The sequence below is a fragment of the Mesorhizobium sp. M7A.F.Ca.MR.148.00.0.0 genome, assembly GCF_003997735.1.
GTDB lineage: Bacteria > Pseudomonadota > Alphaproteobacteria > Rhizobiales > Rhizobiaceae > Mesorhizobium.
Map to the genome: position 1 here is coordinate 82,163 of NZ_RZTB01000011.1, position 19,021 is coordinate 101,183.

Annotated in this window: 15 protein-coding genes and 1 pseudogene; 3 read left to right on the plus strand and 13 right to left on the minus strand. The window is 59.8% G+C overall.

The window, feature by feature from the left end; genetic code table 11:
• Positions 1 to 10: 10 nt before the first annotated feature.
• Positions 11 to 100 (plus strand): annotated as a pseudogene (locus EOB49_RS37415) (SAM-dependent methyltransferase); the annotation flags it as partial.
• A 362-nt stretch (positions 101 to 462) separates the two neighbouring features.
• Here the strand turns inward: EOB49_RS37415 and EOB49_RS06725 are convergent.
• From EOB49_RS06725 to EOB49_RS06785, 12 genes are all read right to left on the minus strand, one after another.
• A complete protein-coding gene (locus tag EOB49_RS06725) occupies positions 463 to 993 on the minus strand; it encodes a GNAT family N-acetyltransferase (protein ID WP_164781605.1) in 531 nt (176 codons plus the stop codon).
• 1,138 nt (positions 994 to 2,131) lie between these two features.
• Positions 2,132 to 3,646: a zinc-binding dehydrogenase gene (locus EOB49_RS06735; protein ID WP_127380546.1), complete on the minus strand. Its 1,515-nt coding sequence runs from the start codon at positions 3,644 to 3,646 to the stop codon at positions 2,132 to 2,134.
• A 9-nt stretch (positions 3,647 to 3,655) separates the two neighbouring features.
• Complete coding sequence (locus EOB49_RS06740) at positions 3,656 to 4,093, minus strand: SRPBCC family protein (RefSeq protein WP_127380547.1); 438 nt, start codon at positions 4,091 to 4,093, stop codon at positions 3,656 to 3,658.
• 17 nt (positions 4,094 to 4,110) lie between these two features.
• Entirely contained in the window at positions 4,111 to 6,300 is a 2,190-nt protein-coding gene (locus EOB49_RS06745) for a flotillin family protein (RefSeq protein WP_127380548.1), read from the minus strand.
• Positions 6,301 to 6,381: 81 nt separating this feature from the next.
• On the minus strand, positions 6,382 to 8,589 hold the full coding sequence (locus EOB49_RS06750; RefSeq protein ID WP_127380549.1) for an ABC transporter permease: 2,208 nt from the start codon (positions 8,587 to 8,589) through the stop codon (positions 6,382 to 6,384).
• Positions 8,582 to 9,352 carry an ABC transporter ATP-binding protein gene (locus EOB49_RS06755; RefSeq protein WP_127318638.1) on the minus strand — a complete coding sequence of 257 codons (771 nt, stop codon included), beginning with the start codon at positions 9,350 to 9,352 and terminating at the stop codon, positions 8,582 to 8,584. The genes EOB49_RS06750 and EOB49_RS06755 overlap by 8 nt, the downstream gene beginning before the upstream one ends.
• Positions 9,353 to 9,393: 41 nt before the next feature.
• Positions 9,394 to 10,641 carry an ABC transporter substrate-binding protein gene (locus tag EOB49_RS06760; RefSeq protein ID WP_127318640.1) on the minus strand — a complete coding sequence of 416 codons (1,248 nt, stop codon included), beginning with the start codon at positions 10,639 to 10,641 and terminating at the stop codon, positions 9,394 to 9,396.
• Positions 10,642 to 10,690: 49 nt separating this feature from the next.
• Entirely contained in the window at positions 10,691 to 11,719 is a 1,029-nt protein-coding gene (locus tag EOB49_RS06765; protein ID WP_127380550.1) for a branched-chain amino acid ABC transporter permease, read from the minus strand.
• Complete coding sequence (locus EOB49_RS06770) at positions 11,716 to 12,765, minus strand: branched-chain amino acid ABC transporter permease (protein WP_127380551.1); 1,050 nt, start codon at positions 12,763 to 12,765, stop codon at positions 11,716 to 11,718. The genes EOB49_RS06765 and EOB49_RS06770 overlap by 4 nt, the downstream gene beginning before the upstream one ends.
• Positions 12,762 to 14,090, minus strand: a complete 1,329-nt coding sequence (locus EOB49_RS06775; RefSeq protein ID WP_127318646.1) for an amidohydrolase family protein — start codon at positions 14,088 to 14,090, stop codon at positions 12,762 to 12,764. Before EOB49_RS06775 ends, EOB49_RS06770 begins: the two co-directional genes overlap by 4 nt.
• A gap of 51 nt (positions 14,091 to 14,141) precedes the next feature.
• Positions 14,142 to 14,921 (minus strand): alpha/beta fold hydrolase, encoded by a 780-nt coding sequence (locus EOB49_RS06780; protein ID WP_127318648.1) that lies wholly within the window; start codon positions 14,919 to 14,921, stop codon positions 14,142 to 14,144.
• A complete protein-coding gene (locus EOB49_RS06785) occupies positions 14,918 to 15,796 on the minus strand; it encodes a fumarylacetoacetate hydrolase family protein (protein WP_127380552.1) in 879 nt (292 codons plus the stop codon). Before EOB49_RS06785 ends, EOB49_RS06780 begins: the two co-directional genes overlap by 4 nt.
• A gap of 203 nt (positions 15,797 to 15,999) precedes the next feature.
• Here EOB49_RS06785 and EOB49_RS06790 point away from each other — a divergent pair, with 203 nt between their 5' ends.
• Positions 16,000 to 16,671, plus strand: a complete 672-nt coding sequence (locus EOB49_RS06790) for an FCD domain-containing protein (protein WP_127380553.1) — start codon at positions 16,000 to 16,002, stop codon at positions 16,669 to 16,671.
• Positions 16,668 to 17,585 (plus strand): LysR family transcriptional regulator, encoded by a 918-nt coding sequence (locus EOB49_RS06795; protein ID WP_245472557.1) that lies wholly within the window; start codon positions 16,668 to 16,670, stop codon positions 17,583 to 17,585. The genes EOB49_RS06790 and EOB49_RS06795 overlap by 4 nt, the downstream gene beginning before the upstream one ends.
• Positions 17,586 to 18,221: 636 nt before the next feature.
• Here EOB49_RS06795 and EOB49_RS06800 read toward each other — a convergent pair.
• Positions 18,222 to 18,476, minus strand: coding sequence for a hypothetical protein (locus tag EOB49_RS06800; RefSeq protein WP_127380554.1), 255 nt, complete (start codon positions 18,474 to 18,476; stop codon positions 18,222 to 18,224).
• Positions 18,477 to 19,021: the final 545 nt, after the last annotated feature.

The window sequence follows — 19,021 nt, forward strand, 5'->3', positions numbered from 1 at the left end:
GAGGCGTTGATCGCCCGACGCTTCGCAGCAAAAACCGCTGAAGCCGGGCTCGGCCAAGGTTTCGCTGAAGACTATACTGGAAAGTCCGGAAGGGCGCTGATCCACATTACTAAATAGCTGCTAAAAACAAAAGTAGCACAACATGCAGACTGGTACGTCTGGAATTATCTGGCATTTCACGGGTTTACCACTCCGGAATTATGGGATTTGTGGAAGAACCGGTCGACCGGCCGTGGAACGATTTTTTGGCCCATCGGTCAATCTTACGCCAGGCGGCCACCAGGGCGCCGGTCCGACTTTCTGCCGATCAGCCCCAAGCGCCCGCTGACCGGCCCGCCTACCTGATCGTCATCACGACGCACGAAACGGACGAGTAGCGGCAAAACGAACGGGCTCCGCGAAGTGCACCTGTAGCCCTTTTGTTCGGATAGCTGGTAACGGGGTTGTTGGCTACTGCGCCATTCAGTAGGTCGGCACGTCCGGACGAGACTGGGGCAAGGCAATCTCTCCAGGGCGTACCATCACATAATCCTCGAAATGATAAGGGCCCATCTGTACAGGCTCCAAGCTCTCGACGGTGAAGCCTTGCGACTTGTAGAACGCGATGGCTGTCTCATTGCGATCGCTTACGTAGACGGCCTGCGGGTGCTGCCTCCCGTAATGGTCTCTGATCGTCGCGATAAGCTGCTTTCCCAGCCCCATGCCCCGAACGGACGGCAGCAGGTAAAGCTTTTTGATCCACAGCCGCCCGTCTTTCAAGTAGGCCGACGCATAGCCAATATCTTTCCCGTCAACCGAGGCGATCCAGTACAGGTGGCCTCGCTCGCGCATGTCCGCGCCAAGCGTGTTAAGCGAATACATGTCCGCTACCATTGGTGGGATCAGGTCGGCGCCGATCAACGGCGCATAGTGCGCTGGCCAGATGTTCAGAGCCAGATCCCGGACCCGGTTCAGACCTGCCGCGTCGATCTGTGTAATATCGGCGTTCGCCACGTGCCCAACCCCTGTGAAATCCATTGCCCCGGCTGAACATTACGCAATGCAAACGCGTTCGCAAGGCAGTGTTCATAGAGGGCGGCCGGCGCCAAGGGTTGGGAGTTATGGGTCTCGACGCCGGCCAAGCGGACGCTCAGGCCCGCCGCCTATCCTAAATGGCCGATTCGTGGGCGTGCCGTTATGGTGCGATCGCGGCAGGGAACGCCCCGTTGACCAATGCTTGCGCCACTCCAATTCCCGCAGACGATCCAGCCTACAGAATTCGCTGGCTGTCCTAGTTTAATTCTCCGGCCGGGTGCGCTCAGCGAGAGCGAATGCCTGCAGGTTCCTGACCTTGACGGTTTCCTGATCCGCATTGGCAATAATCGAGTAGAACGCCGCTCTGGCGATACCCTTGTTGGCCGTTTTGGGATGCTCTTTCGAGCAGCCTTGAAGAGTGCTTGGGCGACATCTCCGGCGTGACCATCCTCGTAAGGGTTTCGCTAATCGCACGCGTCTCACTCGCCTTCAAGACAAGTTCCTCTGCCCAGGCGCGCTGCCACCACGTCAATGACCAATGCTTTGAGCCAACAAATATAGGTCTCAATATGTGAAAAGCCCCCACCGGCAGGGAGCTGAGGGGGCTTGCCCTAGGAGGAGGTCGCGCTTTGGCGTTCGTGCTTACCACCGGAAAGTTACGACGACAATGTGGCAACGGATGTCTGTTTCGGGCGCGGTTCGGCGAAATTTCCGCCAGCGTCCCGGATTCTCGCGGCGGTCCGGGCTCTTCTCGCGCGGCTTCTCACACTTCGCGCGCTATCAAACCGCAAGTCCAAGCACCTGGCTGGGCGCTCGGGACGGCCCAGCACCAGCGCTCATGAAACCCTCGTTGCATTCCTGCTGGGCGCTGCGGCCGGTGCTGTTGCGGTCGCCAATGATGAGCTGCGGCATACCTTCATCACCTGGTTGCGCGTCAATATGAAATACCGATTTTCACTCTGTTGGGGCCTCGACGCTTTTTTGCTGGCCGGAGCGCTGACTAGAAGGAGAGGTGAACGGCGGCCTTGCGCCTAATATCGGTCGTCAAAGCCCAACTCGACGTTCGTCAGAAGCGGACCTTGAGAGCGCCTGCAGAAGGCACCGGGGGGCAGTACTATCACACCCTCAGCACAAGTGCCCCGGTTGTCCTCCTAGCCTCGAGGTCGCGATGAGCGTCGGCAGCCCGTGCCAGATCATATTGCCTGGGCGCGCCGATCTTGATCACACCTTGGCGCAAAGCCGCGAAAAACCGGTTGATGTGAGGCCCAAGCTTCTCCGCACTGTCCGTATAGTGGGCGTAGTTCGGACGGGAAATGGTGATCGACTTCGACGAGAACCTGCCGATATCCCAATTTCCCACAGGCCCTGAAGCCTGGCCAAAACTGACGAGATGGCCACGAACGCCCAGAGCGGCCAGCGACCCGCCGAACGTGTCATTTCCGACCGCGTCATACGCCACATCCGCACCCTTGCCGCCTGTCAAATGCATGACGGACTCGGCGAAGTTCTCTCTGGAATAGACGATGACGTGATGGGCTCCGAGGCGTTCCACGATCCGCGCTTTGTCATCGCTCGATACGGTAGCGATCACCCTCGCGCCCAGATGGCGTGCCCATTGCATCAGCAACTGGCCGACCCCGCCAGCTGCCGCATGGATGAGCACGAAGGACCCGGGCTTCACGGGATGGACGTCGTGGAGCAGGAAGCTCGCGGTAATGCCTTTCAACAGACCTGCCGCGGCAGTTGCATCGGCAATATCGTCCGACAAGTGAACCAAAAGGTCCGGTGCCATGTTGCGTCGTTCGCAGTATGAGCCGACCGGCGGGCATGCGTAGGCAATCCGGTCGCCGACTGAAAAGCCCGAAACTTCGGGGCCGACCGCTGCAATGACGCCTGCGGCTTCCATGCCCGGAACGGCTGGCGGCTGCAGGAGATCGAAATAGCCGGTCCTGCAATAGACGTCGATGAAGTTGACCCCAATGAATGTGTGACGGATCTGGACCTCGCCACGCGATGGCGGTGCCAAGCCGATCTCCGAAAGCCGCAGAACCTCCGGTCCTCCGTGTCGCTCGACGAGGATTGCCTTGGTCCGTGTGCCCTGGGCGCTGGCTCCAGGCGGCTCCAGCTGGCGCATCTCGGGGATCAACCGCGCTACTGGTTGCTCTGACGTGGTCCCGGTTGGTCCGGCAACCGGCCTTCCGTTCAAGAGCCGGCGAACGGATTCAAAACCGGCTTGGTAGATGTCTTCGGTGACCAGCTTGACCAGTTCATCACGGCGATGCGCCGGCGGATGGAACTCCGAGGACCATTCCCAGAAGGTGGCGTTGCCGTCAGTCACCGGCTTCAACCGGATCGACGCGACATACCCCATCAACGGCAACGGCGCTTCCAGCAGACAATAGCTCAGCCGCCGGTCCTTGTCGGACAAGGCCAGGAGTTGTTCGCGCAGCTCGCTGCCATCCGTAAGCCTGAAATGACGAACCGCGCTGATCGCATCGGCCGCATCACCGCCCTCGATCTCGCTGAAGGAGATTGCCGGATGCCAGCGTTCATGACCGTTGAAATCGCGCAGGACAGACCAGACGTCCTGGACAGGCGCGTTGATGATCGTGCTCTGGCAAACCTTGACCATTCGTCGATGTCAGCGGGCGAAGCGCTGTTTGAGCGCTGTGAAGGCGCTCTGGAATACACCCGTGCCGATCTGCTGCACCAATGCGCTTTCACGCTCGGGTGCACAGTCGAACTCGGCCTGCCACTCGGCGAACGTCATGTTGCCGTCGGTTACAGGGGTCAGGGAGAGTGTGGCTATGTAGTTCTCGACCGCCATCGGGCTCTCCAGCATCGCATAGCTGCAGGAGAGGTCGTAGTCAGACAAAGCCAGCAGTTTCTCCCTGATCCGGCCGCCGTCCTTCAGCAAGAAATTGCGAATGCAGCCGATCTGGTCCGGATGCGCGTTCTGTTCGATGCGGCTCTCGGCGACAAAGGGTGTCCAGCTCGGCAAGCCATTGAAGCTTCGGACAAGTTTCCAAACGTCCACAGCTGGCGCGTTGATCGTCGACGACACATAGATCTTCGGCATCGGGTGATCCTAAACCTTCACTGGTCGCGATCGTCATCGTCGATATCCTTGCCGCTCTTTGCCTTGCCTTTCTTGTCGCGGCTCAGGCTGGCTATGTCCTTGGCGTCTCGCAAAACGTCCGTCATGCGGCCGAGCGATCCGCCCTCGATGCCGATCTCCTTCATCAGATTGTCGATCATCGGCGCCTGCACCCTGTAACGCAGCGCTGAATCGATGACCTCGTCGGTGACGTTGCGGCTGCCGCCCTGGCCACCGTTGATGCCGTCGACATGCAGGATTTTGATGCCTTCGATCTTCTCCATCGGCTTGACGCTCTCGCGGATGATGCCTTCCATATGGTCCAGCAACTTGCCGCGCAGGCGCCCCGCGCGGGCTTCGTCGGAAAGCAGGTTCTCGGCCTCGTTGAGCTGCCTGTGACCGGCGGCGTCGACCTCGTAGCGCTGGGCTGCGGCCAGGGCATGGATCTTCTCCGCTTCCGCCGAAGCGACAGCAGCGATCTTCTGCGCTTCCGCCAGGCTCTTGGCCGCCTTCATCTCGGCGTCGGCGGCCGAGGTGATGCGCAGGGCATCGCGCTCGGCTTCCCGGGCGGCACCGATGAGATCGGTCAGCTTGCGGCGCTCGGCAATCTCGCGCTCGCGGGCGGTGAAGGCCTGTTCCTCTGCCTGAATGGCCTTTGCACGAACGGCTTCCGAGGCGGCGATCGCGGACGAACGCTCCTGTGTTTTCTTGGCGATGTCGATGGCCTTCTGGATCTCGGCGATCTCGATCTTCTGGTCGCGATCGACGCCCAACTGGCGCATGTCGCGGTCCTTGATCAGGCGGGCTTCCTCAATGCCACGCTCGGTGGTGATGCGGGCACGTTCCACCTCTTCGCCGGCAGAAATCTCGGCTTCCTCGAACGCCTGGCGCTTTGCAATTTGCAACGCTTCAAGGTGACGCTCGCGAGCAATCCTCACCTCGTCAATGGCACGCTCTTGGCCAATGCGCGCGGTTTCCGTCGCCTGATTCTCGACAATTTCGGCGCGGCGCTTTTCAGCCTCTGCCTTGGTGACTTCCAAGGCCTTCTCCGCCAACGCGATCTGACGCTCAAGCTCCGCGATCTCGAGCACCTTCTTGCGCTCGATCTCCAGTCCGCTCTGCGCACCTTCGCGCTCGATGCGAGCCTTTTCCAGGGACAATTCCAGGGCGATCTGCTCCCGCTCGGTCAGTTCGCGCATTTTCATCTCGGTCTCGTCGAGGGACCGCCGGCGGGCGATTTCACGGCGCTGCGTGTCCTCTTCGCTCTTGATGCGCTCCTCGGTGATGTTTCGTTCCTGATTGAGGCGCGATTTCTCGACGGCTTCGCGCGAGGACAACTGTGCCTGTTCGGATTCCTGGTCGCGGAGCGCGCGCTCGATGGCCAGCTCAGAACGCTGCGAGGCACGGCGAATTTCGACCTCGCGTTCCTGTTCGAGCCGCGCATATTCGGTGTCACGGTCGATTTCGAGCACCTTGCGCTGCGTATCGAGGTTCTGGTTGCGGATATCGACGAGGGTGCGCTGTTCAATCTCGTTGCGCATCCGGCGGCGAGTTTCGATGGATTCGGTCAGTTGCGTCAGACCCTCGGCATCGAACGCGTTGGATGGATCGAAATACTCAAGACTGGTCTGGTCGAGATCGACGATGGCGACGCTTTCAAGTTCGAGGCCGTTTGCGGCTAGCGATTCGGAGGCAAGCGTGCGCACCTTGGCCGCATAGTCGCCGCGCAACTCGTGCATTTCCTCCAGGCTCATCTGCGCAGCGATCGTGCGCATGGCGCCGGCGAATTTTCCCTCAAGCAATTCGCGCAGGCTTTCCGGCTGCAATGTGCGCCGACCAAGTGTCTGCGCGGCAGCGGCGACCAATTCGCGACTTGCTCCTACGCGCACGAAGAATTCCGCGATCAGGTCGACCCGCATCCGGTTCTTGGTGATCAACGCATGAGCGTCTTCGCGACGCACCTCGATGCGCAGCACGTTCATGTTGACGGGCGTTATTTCGTGCAGGACAGGTATGACGAAAGCGCCGCCATTGACGACCACTTTCTCGCCCATGAAACCGGTTCGCACGAACGCAGTTTCCTTGGTGGAGCGGCGATACAGCCATCGCAGGATATAGACAGCAATCACAACGATGATCGCTGCGACGATCAACCACAAAAGGAACGTGCCAAAAGTCTGCGCGGCCATTTTTCTACCCTCCCAAACAGGATGCGATCGACCGAAGCCGACCGGCTTGATTTTCTTGAAGCTGTCGAACTGCAGATCGGGTCATGCGCGCCTCTGCAGTTTCGGTCCGATTGCATGGAATGCAGTGATCACCGCATCGATGAATGGCGCATCGTTGATGTTGGATCGGACCCGCTGAACCACACGCAGTGAGGTCTGGCGCACGGTTTTCTGGATCGCCTCGAACAGCGCATTGTCGGCTTCCGGATCGTGGAATGGCTGGCCGGGTGCGTCGAGCATCGAGACGCCGCCTTCGGGCAGGAGAAAGCGCACAGGCCCGTTCATGGAATTCAGCCGCGCGCCGATCCATTCGCCAAACTGCCGGTTTTCGTCCCTGGTGGTGCGCATCAGGGTGACGTTGGGATTGTGGACGACGAACTTCCGGCTTTTGAATTTCTCCGGCACACTGTCGCGCGGACCGAAATTGACCATGTCTAGCGCGCCGGTGGATCCGACATAGGGCAAGCCCGTGCGTATCGCCGCACCGAAGCGATCGTCGCTTGCCGGGAACACGCCGCCGACCACCATGTCGGCTATTTCAGTCGTTGTCAGGTCGATGAAGGCCGACAGCATTCGGGAATCGGCGAGGTTCTCCATGGCCCGGCCACCAATGCCTGTCGCGTGGAAAACCAGGCAGTCATAATCCGCTTCCAAACGTTTGGTCACGGCCTGCACTGCGGGCGTGGTGACGCCAAACATGGTGATGCCGACAGCCGGACGTGCCAGCTTTCGTTTGGCCTCCCAGGCTTCGCCGGAAGGCAACTGTGCGACCATACCCGCCATAGCGTGCGCAGCGTTGCCCAGGACGACCTCGGTGATCGAGTTGAGGCCCTGAACATCTGCGACCGAGTGGAACATCATGATATCGGCGCCACCGACATATTTGCTGACGTCGCCGGCTGCGACAGTGGACACCATCAGTTTGGGGATGCCTACCGGCAGGGCGCGCATACCGGCGGTGGCCATAGTCGTTCCACCTGAGCCGCCGGCTGAAATCACACCGCCGAGGCGTGGCTCGCGTTCGATCCAGCGCGCAAAGGCCTCGGCCATTGCCGCGACCGAGCTACCGCGGTCATTCGAAAACACCGCCGCCGATCCTCGCGCATGCATGCCTGCGACCTGCATAGCGGGAACGTCCGCGCTCGACGGTCTTCCCGAGGTGGAGAGGTCGACTGTGCGAACGGGGATCCCCAGCGATTTCAGACGATCTGCCACGAACCGCAGTTCCTTCGCCTTCGTGTCGAACGTTCCGGCGACAAGAACGGTGCGGCCGATCCGCTCGGCGAAGGGGATGGCGAAGCCCTTTTTAAGTTCGTCTCGAGGATTGTGTTTTTCGACTGCCGCTTGGCGCATGGCTGCAACCGGCACGTTCCACCGGTTTGGCAGCTCAGTGACCGGACGAAAGACCCCATTCTGAACCACCGGCTCTGTGCGTGTGCCTGCCCGATCAATGCGGTAGACCTCCGCCAGTTGCTCTTGCGCTTCGGCAATTGCGGCTGGAGAAACAGCAGGTTCATCGGAGTGGCGGCCAACGCCGAGCAGGCGTTGCTGCAAGTCGCGATCGGCAGCAAGAGCCGAGGCTTCCATGACCCGGTTGATGCGCCCGTTGACCATGATCGCGACGCGGTCCGACACCGCCGTTGCAACACCGATATTCTGTTCGATGACGAGGATCGCCATCTCGCCTTCTTCCGCCAGGCTGACGAGCATGCGCTCGACCTGTTCGACAATGACCGGCGCCAGCCCTTCGGTCGGCTCATCCATGACCAGCAGTTTAGGGTCGCTCAGCAGCGCACGCGAAATGGCCAGCATCTGCTGCTCGCCACCCGACAGTTGAGAGCCGCCATTGCTCTTGCGTTCCGCCAGGCGCGGAAAGGTCTGGTAGACACGCTCGACCGTCCAGTTGGCGTCGCGTTTCGACGACATCCGCAAATGCTCATCCACGGACAGGCTTGGCCAGACTCGCCTGCCTTGCGGGACGTAGCCGACGCCGAGGCGGTGGATCTCGTGCGGTTCGAGCGATGATATCTCTCGACCGTTGACTCGAATGGAACCGGATTGTGCGCGCTTCAGGCCAGTGATGGTGTTGCACAGTGTCGTCTTGCCCATGCCATTGCGGCCTACGACCGACAACACGCCGGTTTCCAAAGTCAGCGAGACGCCCTGCAGCGCATGACTTTGGCCATAGTAGACCTGAAGGTCCTCGATCTTGAGAACCGCCTTGCCTGAGGAAGCGGCGCGCTCAGCCATGCTTGCCTCCAAGGTAGATTTCCTGGACCTCAGGATCGGCCTCGATCTCCTGGGGCGTGCCTTCCTTGAACAGTCGGCCATTGTGCATCATCGAGACATATTCGGAGACACGAAGCGCCACGTCGAGATCATGCTCGATGATGACATAGCCTATGTGCTTGGGAAGGCCGTTCAGGATCGCAACCAGATCACGGCGCTCTGTCGGGGACAGACCGGCTGCGGGTTCGTCGAACAGTATGAAACGCGGTGCGCCGGCGAGCGCCAGAGCGATCTCCAGCTGTCTTTGCTGACCATGGCTTAGCGTCGCCACCAACGCGTCGCGGTCGCCGTCCAGATGCACGGCGTGGAGGATTGACTCGGCCTGAACCCTGTTGACGTCATTCAACCGCGGCCGAAGCAATGAGAACCGGCGGCGCGACACTCCACGGCACGCCAGGAAGATCGAATCCAGAACCGACAGCCCCTTGAACAGCTGCGAAATCTGGTAGGTCCGCCGCAAGCCACGCCTGATGCGTTCATGTGGGGGCAGATCGGTTATGTCTTCGCCGAAGAAACGGATGCGCCCGGCGGTTGGCAAGAAGTCGCCGGTCACCGCGTTGAAAAGCGTCGTCTTGCCCGCGCCGTTGGAGCCGAGGACCGCGCGCCGTTCACCGGCCGCGATCCTCATATTGATGCCGGAGAGCGCCACCAGAGCACCGAAGTGACGCGCGACGCCGTCCAGTTCCAGTGCGTAAGCACCGGTTCCTTGCAGACGGGAAGCCATGTCATTCTCGGCCACTGGCGCGCGCTCCTGCGTTCGACCGATTATGGGCAGCTCGGATTGTCGCGGCTCACTGCGCCCAGCGCCGTGAAGTCCGCTTCAGCAATGCCGAGTGTCTGGTTTACCTGCGGAACCACCTTGATCAGCTTGTTCAACAGCGTCCCGTCTTCGTTTTCAGTCACTTCCGTCAGGAAGATGTCGGCAATCGCATTGCGGTTCTTGTCGAGCGAAACCTTGCCCGTCGGCGTCTCAAAAGAAAGCGACGAAAGGGTTTCGCGGAGCTTCGCACCACCATCCGACACATCGCCACCGACCTTGTCGAGGCCAAGCAGCGCGGCTTTCATGTTGATGTAGTAGGCATGGGCAAACAGCGACGGCGACGGGAATGCACCTGGCTGTTTTTTGTAAGCCTCGACAAACTTGGTCCAGGAAGGGGTGTCATTCGTATCGGCCGTCGGACCGGCCGAAGGCGTTCCAACGAGCACGTCCCGCAGCTTGCCCTTGGCCGTGAGCACCGTCTGATCGACCGTGATCGAGCCTCCGATTAGCGGGGCTGCACCGCCGGACTGCTGGTATTGAGTGAGGAAGTTGACGGCATCTGCACCGCCGAGTGCCACATAGATTGCGTCGACATTCTCGGGGATGGCAGCGATGACGGATGAGAAATCCTTGTTGCCGATCGGCACCCAGGACTTCGATGGCACGTGCCCGCCTGCCTTGCAGAACTCGGCCATGAAGCCGAACACCTGCGTGTAGGGGAAGGAGTAGTCCTCCGCCACGGTCGCAACGTTCTTGTAGCCTTTGTCCTTGAAGGCGTAGGTGCCGAGGCCTGCCATCCATTGCGCACCATCGGTTCCAAAGCGGAAGAAGTTCGGCGCGGGATCCCGGAAAGTCGTGTCCTGGGCAGCAGAGGCGCCATTCAGGAAGGTGACGGTCGGTTGGGTCTTGGCATAGTCCTTGACTGCCAGGCCTTCGTCGCCGGAAAGCGGACCGATCAGAACCTTGACGCCATCCTGTTCGACCAGCTTGCGGGCTGCGCGCACCGCACTGTCGGGCGACGCGTCGGACGATCCCTTGACGATCTCGATTTTTTTGCCGGCCACGGTGCCGGCGACCTCTTCCACGGCAGTCATTGCGCCGCGCTCGCTATCTTCGCCAAGCACCGTGAAGGGCCCTTCGAAGGTCGCAAGCAGACCGATCTTGATGGTGTCGTCAGCGGCGAGAGCCAAGGACGGAGCGGTCAGTCCGCTCGCCAATGCCAAAGCCAGTAATGTGCGTCTGTGCATCTTCATTATTTCCTCCCTTGATTGACAGAGTTATGCAGTTCATTCCGCCCGGCCGTCACCGGCCGGGGCGCAAGGACTCCTGAGAAAAGTTGGGCTTGAACTTTGCCCACAACCCAAGAATTCCGTCTGGTGAAATGAAGACGATCACCAGGAAGACGAGGCCGATCAGCGTGTTGAAACGCTCGGCCCCGACGAGATCGATCGCGAACGTCTGCATCAGGACGACGACGAGGGCGCCAAGGAACGGCCCGATCGGATGCCGCAGGCCGCCAATGACAGCGATGATCAGAACATCGATTGCAGCGTCCACACCGATGGTGCCGGGCGAGACGCGGCCGTTGAACCAGACCAGGAGCACACCGCCCAAGCCACCTATGATGCCGGCCAGGAACCAGGCGAACACCTTGTGCGCGGTGACGTTGAAGCCCAGAGCGCGCATCCGGCGCGGATTGTCACGGATCGCCTGCAGGGTTAGCCCGAACGTTGACCTGGAGCCGTAGAGGATCGCGGCATAGGCGAGCACCGAGAACCCAAGGCACAGGTAATAGAACGCCTTCGGATCGCGCCAGTTCACGCCCCAGAAAGCTGGCGCGCGTATGCCGGCATAGCCCGAATGACCATTGAAGATCGCGTAGTTCTGCTGCGCGAAGTAGAAGGTGGCGGTGGCAATCGCCAGCGTGATCATGATGGTGTAGATGCCTTCGGTGCGGACCGATATCCATCCGATCAGGGACGAGGCGATCGCCGCGATCAGGATCGCAACCGGGGCTGCAATCCACCACGGCCAGCCAAAGCCAAGAAGATGGCTGTTGTTGTCGCCGAAGATCGCGATGCAATAGGCAGCGATGCCGGCAACGGTGATCTGAGCCAGGCTGACCATGCCGCCGTAGCCGGCGAGCATCATCAACGACAGCCCAAGCATGCCAAAGATCAAGGAGTAGCCGCCGATCTGCGTCAGGAAGAAATCCGACGCCACCAACGGATACAGAACCAGCGCGATGCCGAGGAGAATGTGGCCCGCGCCAATTTTGTCCAGCCAGTTTGGCTGGGTTGCGACGGGCGTGGATTGGAGGCTTATGGTCATCGTGATTTGCCCATGATGCCTTGCGGCCGGATCGCAAGTGTCACGACCATGATGATGAAGGTCAGCACGACGCCATAGGTCGGGAAGTAGACGAGGCCGAGTTGCTCGGCCAGACCAATGAGAAGCGCGCCTATGGCTGCGCCTGATATCGAGCCCATCCCGCCAACGATGACAACCACGAGCGAGGCCAGCAGGTAACGAATGTCTTCGCCCGGGGCGACGGACAGCGCCGATCCGCCAACGACGCCGGCAAAGCCGGCAAGTCCGGCGCCGACCGCAAAGACGATGGCAAAGACCGCATGCACGTTGACGCCGGACGCCGAGAGCATCGCGCGGTCGTCGACGCCGGCGCGGATCATCATGCCGACGTGGGTCTTGTTCAGCATCAGCCACAGGCCGATGCCAATGACGATGGCGGCGGCCAGCACGGCTATCCGATAAAATGGGTAGGTAAGAAAGACCGATGCGCCGTTGGATCGGACTGCCGTTATAACCGGCAAGGTCACTGCACCGTCCAGCCATTCCGGCACCGCGATCTGGTAAGTGCCGCCGGCCCAGACGGCAAGCATCAGGTCGGCAGCGACAATGGAGATGCCGATGCTGACCAGGGTTTGTCTGAGATCGTCACCCTCCAGGCGACGGAAGACGACGACCTGCATAACGACACCGATCGCGGCCAGCACGATGAAGCCGGCAGCGACCCCCAGCAGCCAGTAACCTGTGCGGCTCGCCACTTCGTAGCCGATGTAGGCGCCGAGCAGATAGAGCGAGCCATGCGCCAGGTTGACGTTGCGCATGAGGCCGAAGATCAATGTGAAACCGCTGGCAACCAGAAAGTAGAGACCTGCCAGGGTGATGCCATTGAGGATGGCGCTGACGAAGGCTTTCTTCGATATCAGGATCGCGTTGAGCCAATCCGGCCAGACGGCGAAAACCAGCCATGCGACGAACGCGGCGACCAGGAGCCAGAAAAGGCCCCACGCCTGCCGGCGCGACACGCCGCCGCCCGAAATCCCGGACGAAGATGGCCGGTCCAGGATACTCATGCAGTCAGCCGACGGCGCTGTTCGTTGATGCGCGGCGCCTTATGGAATTTGCCGTCCTTCATGATGGCGAGGATGCGGTTCTTGTCCTGCAGGATGCGCACGTCCGAGATCGGATCACCGTCGATCAGCAGCAGGTCGGCGAGATAGCCTTCCTTGATCAGACCGAGCTCGTCGCCCATGCCCATGATCTGGCCGCCAAACTTGGTTCCGGCCTGGATCGCTTCCATCGGTGAGTAGCCAAGCATCTCCACGAACGTCTGGATGTCCTTGGCGTTGGTGCCTTGCGGCGTCCACGCAAAACCATAGTCGCCGCCGATGCAGACGCGGATACCGCGCCGATGCATCTTCTTCATCGTATCGATGCACATTTCGAGCTCCCGCTCATATTCGAGCGAAAGTGGCGAGCCCGGCTTGATGCCCCATTGCTCGGCATGGCGAGCAGTGTTGATGAGCCAGGCAATGCCGGGCGCAACGAAGTGCTTGTCCTTGGCTGCTTCAAGCATGTCGAGTGCCTCTTCGTCGGCGAAAGAGGCATGGTAGATGTTCTGGATGCCGTGCCTGATGCACTGCTTGACCGATCCGGATGAGCGCGCGTGTGCCGACAACACCTTGTTGCGGCAGCGTGCCTCCGAGGCCGCCATGGCGACCTCCTCCTCGGACATCGGTGTCTCTTCGGCGCCCATGCCGGTGATGCTTTCACCGGACAGGTTGAGCTTGATCGAGTCGACGCCGTATTTGATCAGCTGGCGGACGGTGCGGCGGATTTCTTCCGGCCCCGAGACGACGATGCCGAGGTTGAGACCTTCATGCGGGATATGAGACGGCGACGAATCTCCGAGGCCTCCCACCGTGGTGATCTCGGGTCCAGCTGCAAGGTAGCGCGGGCCAGGAAACCGTCCCTGATTGATGAACTTCTTGCACACGACATCCAGCCTGGGCTTGGCTGCCGCAGCACCTCGGCCGGCTGTAAAGCCCGCGTCCAGCACGAGCTTGGCCATTTCCATGGTGACCAGCATATGCTCTTCGATTTCCATCATCTGGATCGGGTCGATGCCGGGCGCATTGTTCCAGGACAGGTGCAAATGGGCATCGATCATGCCGGGCATCAGCGTCGCGCCCATGCCGTCGATGACCGTCGCACCGCCACCATATGACGGTGACGATGATGAGCCAAAACGTGACGAACCCTTGGTGATCTGCTTGATGCGGTTGCCCTGCACCAGCACTTCCCCGGTGTAGGGATACTCACCCGTCGCGTCGAGCACGCGCACATTGGTGAAGAGCGTGCCGCCCGAACTGTTTCCGTTCCAGCTGTCTTCTGCCATCTTATCCTCCCAAAACTTTCGAACGCGCAGTTTTACGCGCTGTTCAGGTCCTCACCTATCAACGCGTCGCAAAAAATCGGCGAGCTTCTGGCTGCTTTCGCGGGGGCACTCAATGGTAGCCCAGTGTCCGCACCGATCGAGCGACGAGATTACGGCTCCCTTGATCCCATCGGCAAGCGCCTGACCGACGCTCATCGGATTGACCGTGTCGGCGTCGCCGGTAACCAACAGGGTAGGGGCCGCAATGCGCCGGGGGTCGACCGCCACCGCCTTCGCCAGTGCCTCGCAAGTGCGCGCATAGGACTCCGGATCCTGACGTGTTATCGACTCGCGCACGAAGGCGATTGCCGCAGGCGACGTCTCCCTTGTATGCGCCGACAGCGCATTGGCGACGATCTGATCGGCAATGTCGGCAATGCCGCCGGACCTGGCCAGTTGGGCTCGCTTGGCGAGGCCCAGCCGTGTCGCTTCGGCAGGTTCGGCCAAGGCGCCTAACAATGCCAGCGAGGCGACCAGTGCAGGATGTTTGGCAGCGATCTGCTGACAGACGATGGTGCCCATCGAATGGCCGATGAAATGTGCCCGCGTCACGCCCATGCCGTCCATGGCACGGACAACGGCCTCGCTCATAATTTCCATCGTCAGAGGCTCGAACGGCCTTGGCGAGCGCCCCGAGCCAGGCAAATCGAGCCGGACCACACGATATCCAGAAAGTGCGGCCATCTGGGGCTGGAACATATTTGACGTTCCGCCGAGGCCATGGATCATCACCACCGGCATCCCTTCGCCGGTGACCTCGGCAACGATCGGTCCGATCGTCACGGTCGTCATTGCGCATGCTCCGCGAAGCGGTTCTCCAGAGACCCAATGCCGTCGATCTCGACGCGCACAACGTCGCCGGCCTTCAGGTATCTCGGCGGGTCAAACCCGATACCGACTCCCGCTGGTGTGCCCGTCGCAATGATATCGCCCGGGTTCAGTGTGATGCCTTGCGAGAGCGTCGAGATGATCGTCGGGATATCGAAAATGAGCAGCGAAATCTTCGAGTTCTGGCGCAGGTCGTCGTTGACGAAACAGCGGACCGAAGCACTATCCAGGTCGAGTTCATCCTTGGTTATGGCCCAAGGCCCCATGGGGCAAAAAGTGTCCTGGGACTTGCCTATCAGCCACTGACTGTATTTGCCCTGCAAATCGCGGGCGGTGACGTCGTTGACGATCGTGTAGCCCCAAACGTGATCGTAAGCGTCTTCCTTTGAAATTCCACGCCCACCCTTGCCGATGATGACGGCAAGCTCTGCCTCATAGTCGATGGAAGTCGATACAGAGGAGTCGATCAACACATTGGTGTTGGTCGGTATCACCGACTCTGGGACCTTGGTGAAGATAATCGGGTGCTTGGGGATGGTCCCTGCGGCCGCACTTGAGTCAAAACCGCTGCGGGAAAATTCGTGGGCATGTTCATGATAGTTCTTGCCGACGCAGAAAATATTGCGGGCCGGCAGCGGGATTGGCGCTTCGATCTCGACCTGCGCAAGCGGGATCGGCGAAAGCGTTCGCGGCATCCCGGCGCCATTGCGACGCATCAACGCCAGAAGACCTGTCTGCGCCTGTTCGACGGGCAGATCAAAAGGCGAAACGGTCTGCTTCTCGAGATCGATGATGCCGACGCGACGCTCTCCGGCGATCGCGAATGTCGCAATTTTCATGCCTCTCTCCCTGGACCTTTTATGAGCCAATATGCGGCCTTTGAAGACACGATAGTCACGATTGGTTGGGCTTGGCAATGGGTTGCATGCAAGAATCTTTGCACATCTGGCTGAAAAGGCCTGTTTTGGGGCTCGGACTACTAGACCGGGCGCCAAATGACTGATACTATTGGTCCACAATTGGATCATATAGAAGCTTCATTATGCCAAAGCTCGTTGCGAACGATATTGCCTTGATGCTCAAGAAGCGGATTTCATCCGGCGAATGGCTTGAGGACGGCCGGATGCCTCCTGAGCGTGACCTGGCGATCGAGTTTGGGGTGGCGCGCAACACCGTGCGGCGCGCCGTTGGTTTCCTGCAAGACGATGGGACGGTTGTTCGCCACGTCGGCCGCGGGACGTTTCTAACCGCGACAAATCCCCTGTCGATTGCCTCGATGGTTGCGCGGATGGAAGGCACCAGCCCGGCCGATATGATGGAGATCAGGCAATTGCTGGAACCGGCTGCCGCGGCTTTTGCCGCGACTAATGCAAGTGCGGCCGAGCTGAATGCAGTGCGCGAAGCACATAAAACCGCGTGCGAGTCGCAAGACATGCCCACATTCGAGCATTGGGACGCGGAATTCCATCACCGCGTGTTCGCATGCTGCCGCAATGATTTTTTGAAGGAAATCCACAATCTCATGCGTGCGATCCGAAACCAGTCGCCCTGGTTCGAGATGAAAAAGCGGTCATTCTCCGAAGAGCGCCGCCAAGTGTATTGCGAGGAACATCAGGCGCTTCTAGATGCATTGCTCCGTCGCGATCCCGATGGCGCCAAGACAGCGATGCTGGTTCATCTCAGAACCGTCGAGAAGAACCTTCTGGGACGTTGAAGTCGGCCAAAGTCAGCGTGCCTGGCCATTCGATTGTCTCCTCGACCCCTCAGTCTGTGTTGCGGGCCGGTTCGACAAGGCGAGCAGCGGCAGCCCTCGGGATAAGCCAGCCGGCTGTCAGTCAACATGTGAAGCAACTCGAGACCACGCTCGGCATCACCTTCAAGAGATCAGCCAACCGCATCGTCCCCTTGCAGGAAGCATGGGAGCTCCTGCGAAACGTTGAACTTGCCCTGACGTCCCTGGATCGGCTGGAAGCGTCGATCTTCGCGATGAAGAACGAGGAAAAGCAGAGGATTGCGATTGCCGCGCCTTCTGTTTTCGGTTTCGTGACCATGCCCAAGGTGGTGGCGATTATCCACGCAAAGACCGCTTCGAACGTCAGGTCAATTTCTGGAAGCTACGATCAGGTCGGCGAGCACATCCTGGCAGGGCGTGCGGACCTGGGGATTTCGAGATTGCCGCTGGACCCACGCCTGTTTGAATGGGCGCCGCTCGGGTCGGCGCGCAACGTGTGCATCTTTCATCCCGACCACCGCTTTTCGAAACAGGCCTGCATCGAGGCTCACGACCTGGCAGGCGAAACGATCGTCGATATCGATCCCCAGTTCGCCGCCCACCAGATGAACTTCAATGCGTTGCGCTTCGCCGGCGTTGAGCCGAACATACTGGTGGAATTCGATTGCAACGGTCACGAGGCCGGATACGTTTCGGCTGGCCTGGGCATTTCCATAACCAATGAAATCATTGCGCGTGAATACGAAGCGTTTAACCTCCAAGCAAAACCGGTGGAACCGTCAGCGCTCTATCATTACGTCGCGATTTGGCAGAAGGGCAGGACCTTTTCGAATACTCTGAGCGTGTCGCTCGAGGCGATCATCGCAGCCTTTTCCACCGCCCCTGCGAAAGGGTGAGATTTCTCAGAGGGCGGCTAGAGAACGACACTAGGCGGCCAAGCGCGGCGCGTGCGCCGGCGGCCGCACTGGGAACTCAAGCCGTTTCCAAACCGCCTTGGAATTGAGCGAGTTGCTTTGGAAAATGATGAGCGAGGTAGCGCACGAGTTTGTAGCTATCCATCAGCCGGTTTAGGTATCGTCGTACCGCTACAAGTTCGAGGCCCCACGAACCCATGTGCTCAGCGGAGTTTCGAAATTCCTGGCTCAACTCGGCCTGGCAGGGCCTGCGTGAAAAATGAGCTGCCCGCAGACGTGACCGGCTGAGCCACTTCCTGGCTGATGTCGGGGTGATTAACGGCTCGGAAGTGCGGCAGCGTCGCCTTTTGAAAACCATGAGCTCGAGGCAGCCATTTCATACGCTTTCTGGCCGCATCAACCAGTTCCTCTTCGCGGGTAAGGCCGTTCATAAAGAGCTTTAGGAGGTGAGAAGCCGCTTATTCGGCATCGGGCGAAGTAAGCGGCAATTTGCTCTCGTCGCACACAGTCCGGCGAATGCGGGACAACATTTCAATCTCGCACGGACCAAGGCAGTGACCAGGGTACAACATAAATTTTCCTCCATACGGCTGTGGTCAAAACTGACCACCCACCGTGTCACTGGAACCACTTACCGGACGAGCCTACGGACTGGGCCTGCCAGTGGTTCAACCTGGCGCGCATCAAGACCATCAGCACAGTCTCGTCTTTGATGCCTGTTTGAAACAGTCGGACCAACTCTGAGGCGAGTTCCCCGGCCTCACCGGAAGTGGTTAGAATCTCGTGTTCCTCACAAAGCTGCGAGAATACAATCCTCAGCGTGCCCAGTTCCTCGGGGAAAATAGGTTGCTCGCCGCCGATGGGGAAATTCATATGAACGTCCTTTGAATAATGCTGATCTTGAGTGCTGAAGAATGGCTCCAAAGCCAGCAACGGTCATTATCATTTGCGTACAAGGCGGCGCTTGGTAAAATCGGGGCCGGAAACTGCACTACTTAAGCGGCCTCTATCTCTACCGACTAAAGAATGCTGTTCGTCATGTTCTTGGCGATGGATGATCCCTTCGATGACTCTCGCCTCGGCATCGCATTCCGCCGCCCGGGCGGCCATGTGCCAAGCTGTGTCGTTCCCGAGCGGCTTGACTTTTGCCGTCCGTATCTGGAACTCAGCTCTTGCGCGCCCTGAGAAGGCAAGCAATTGCCCACGGAGAATGCGGAACAGGCTCCTTGCAGTCTCATCCAAGTGTAAGGATAACTCGTGGAAACACCCGAGCAGAGGCCCGTCACTGATTTCCCTGAAGTCCAGTGACGGGCCTACTTCGTCAGACGTCGGCTAGCGCTAAATCTTTCTCGTAGGGCTGGAACAAGCATCCGCAATTGAAGTTGGAAATGTGCTTGGTTGAGATGTCCCCTCCTCAA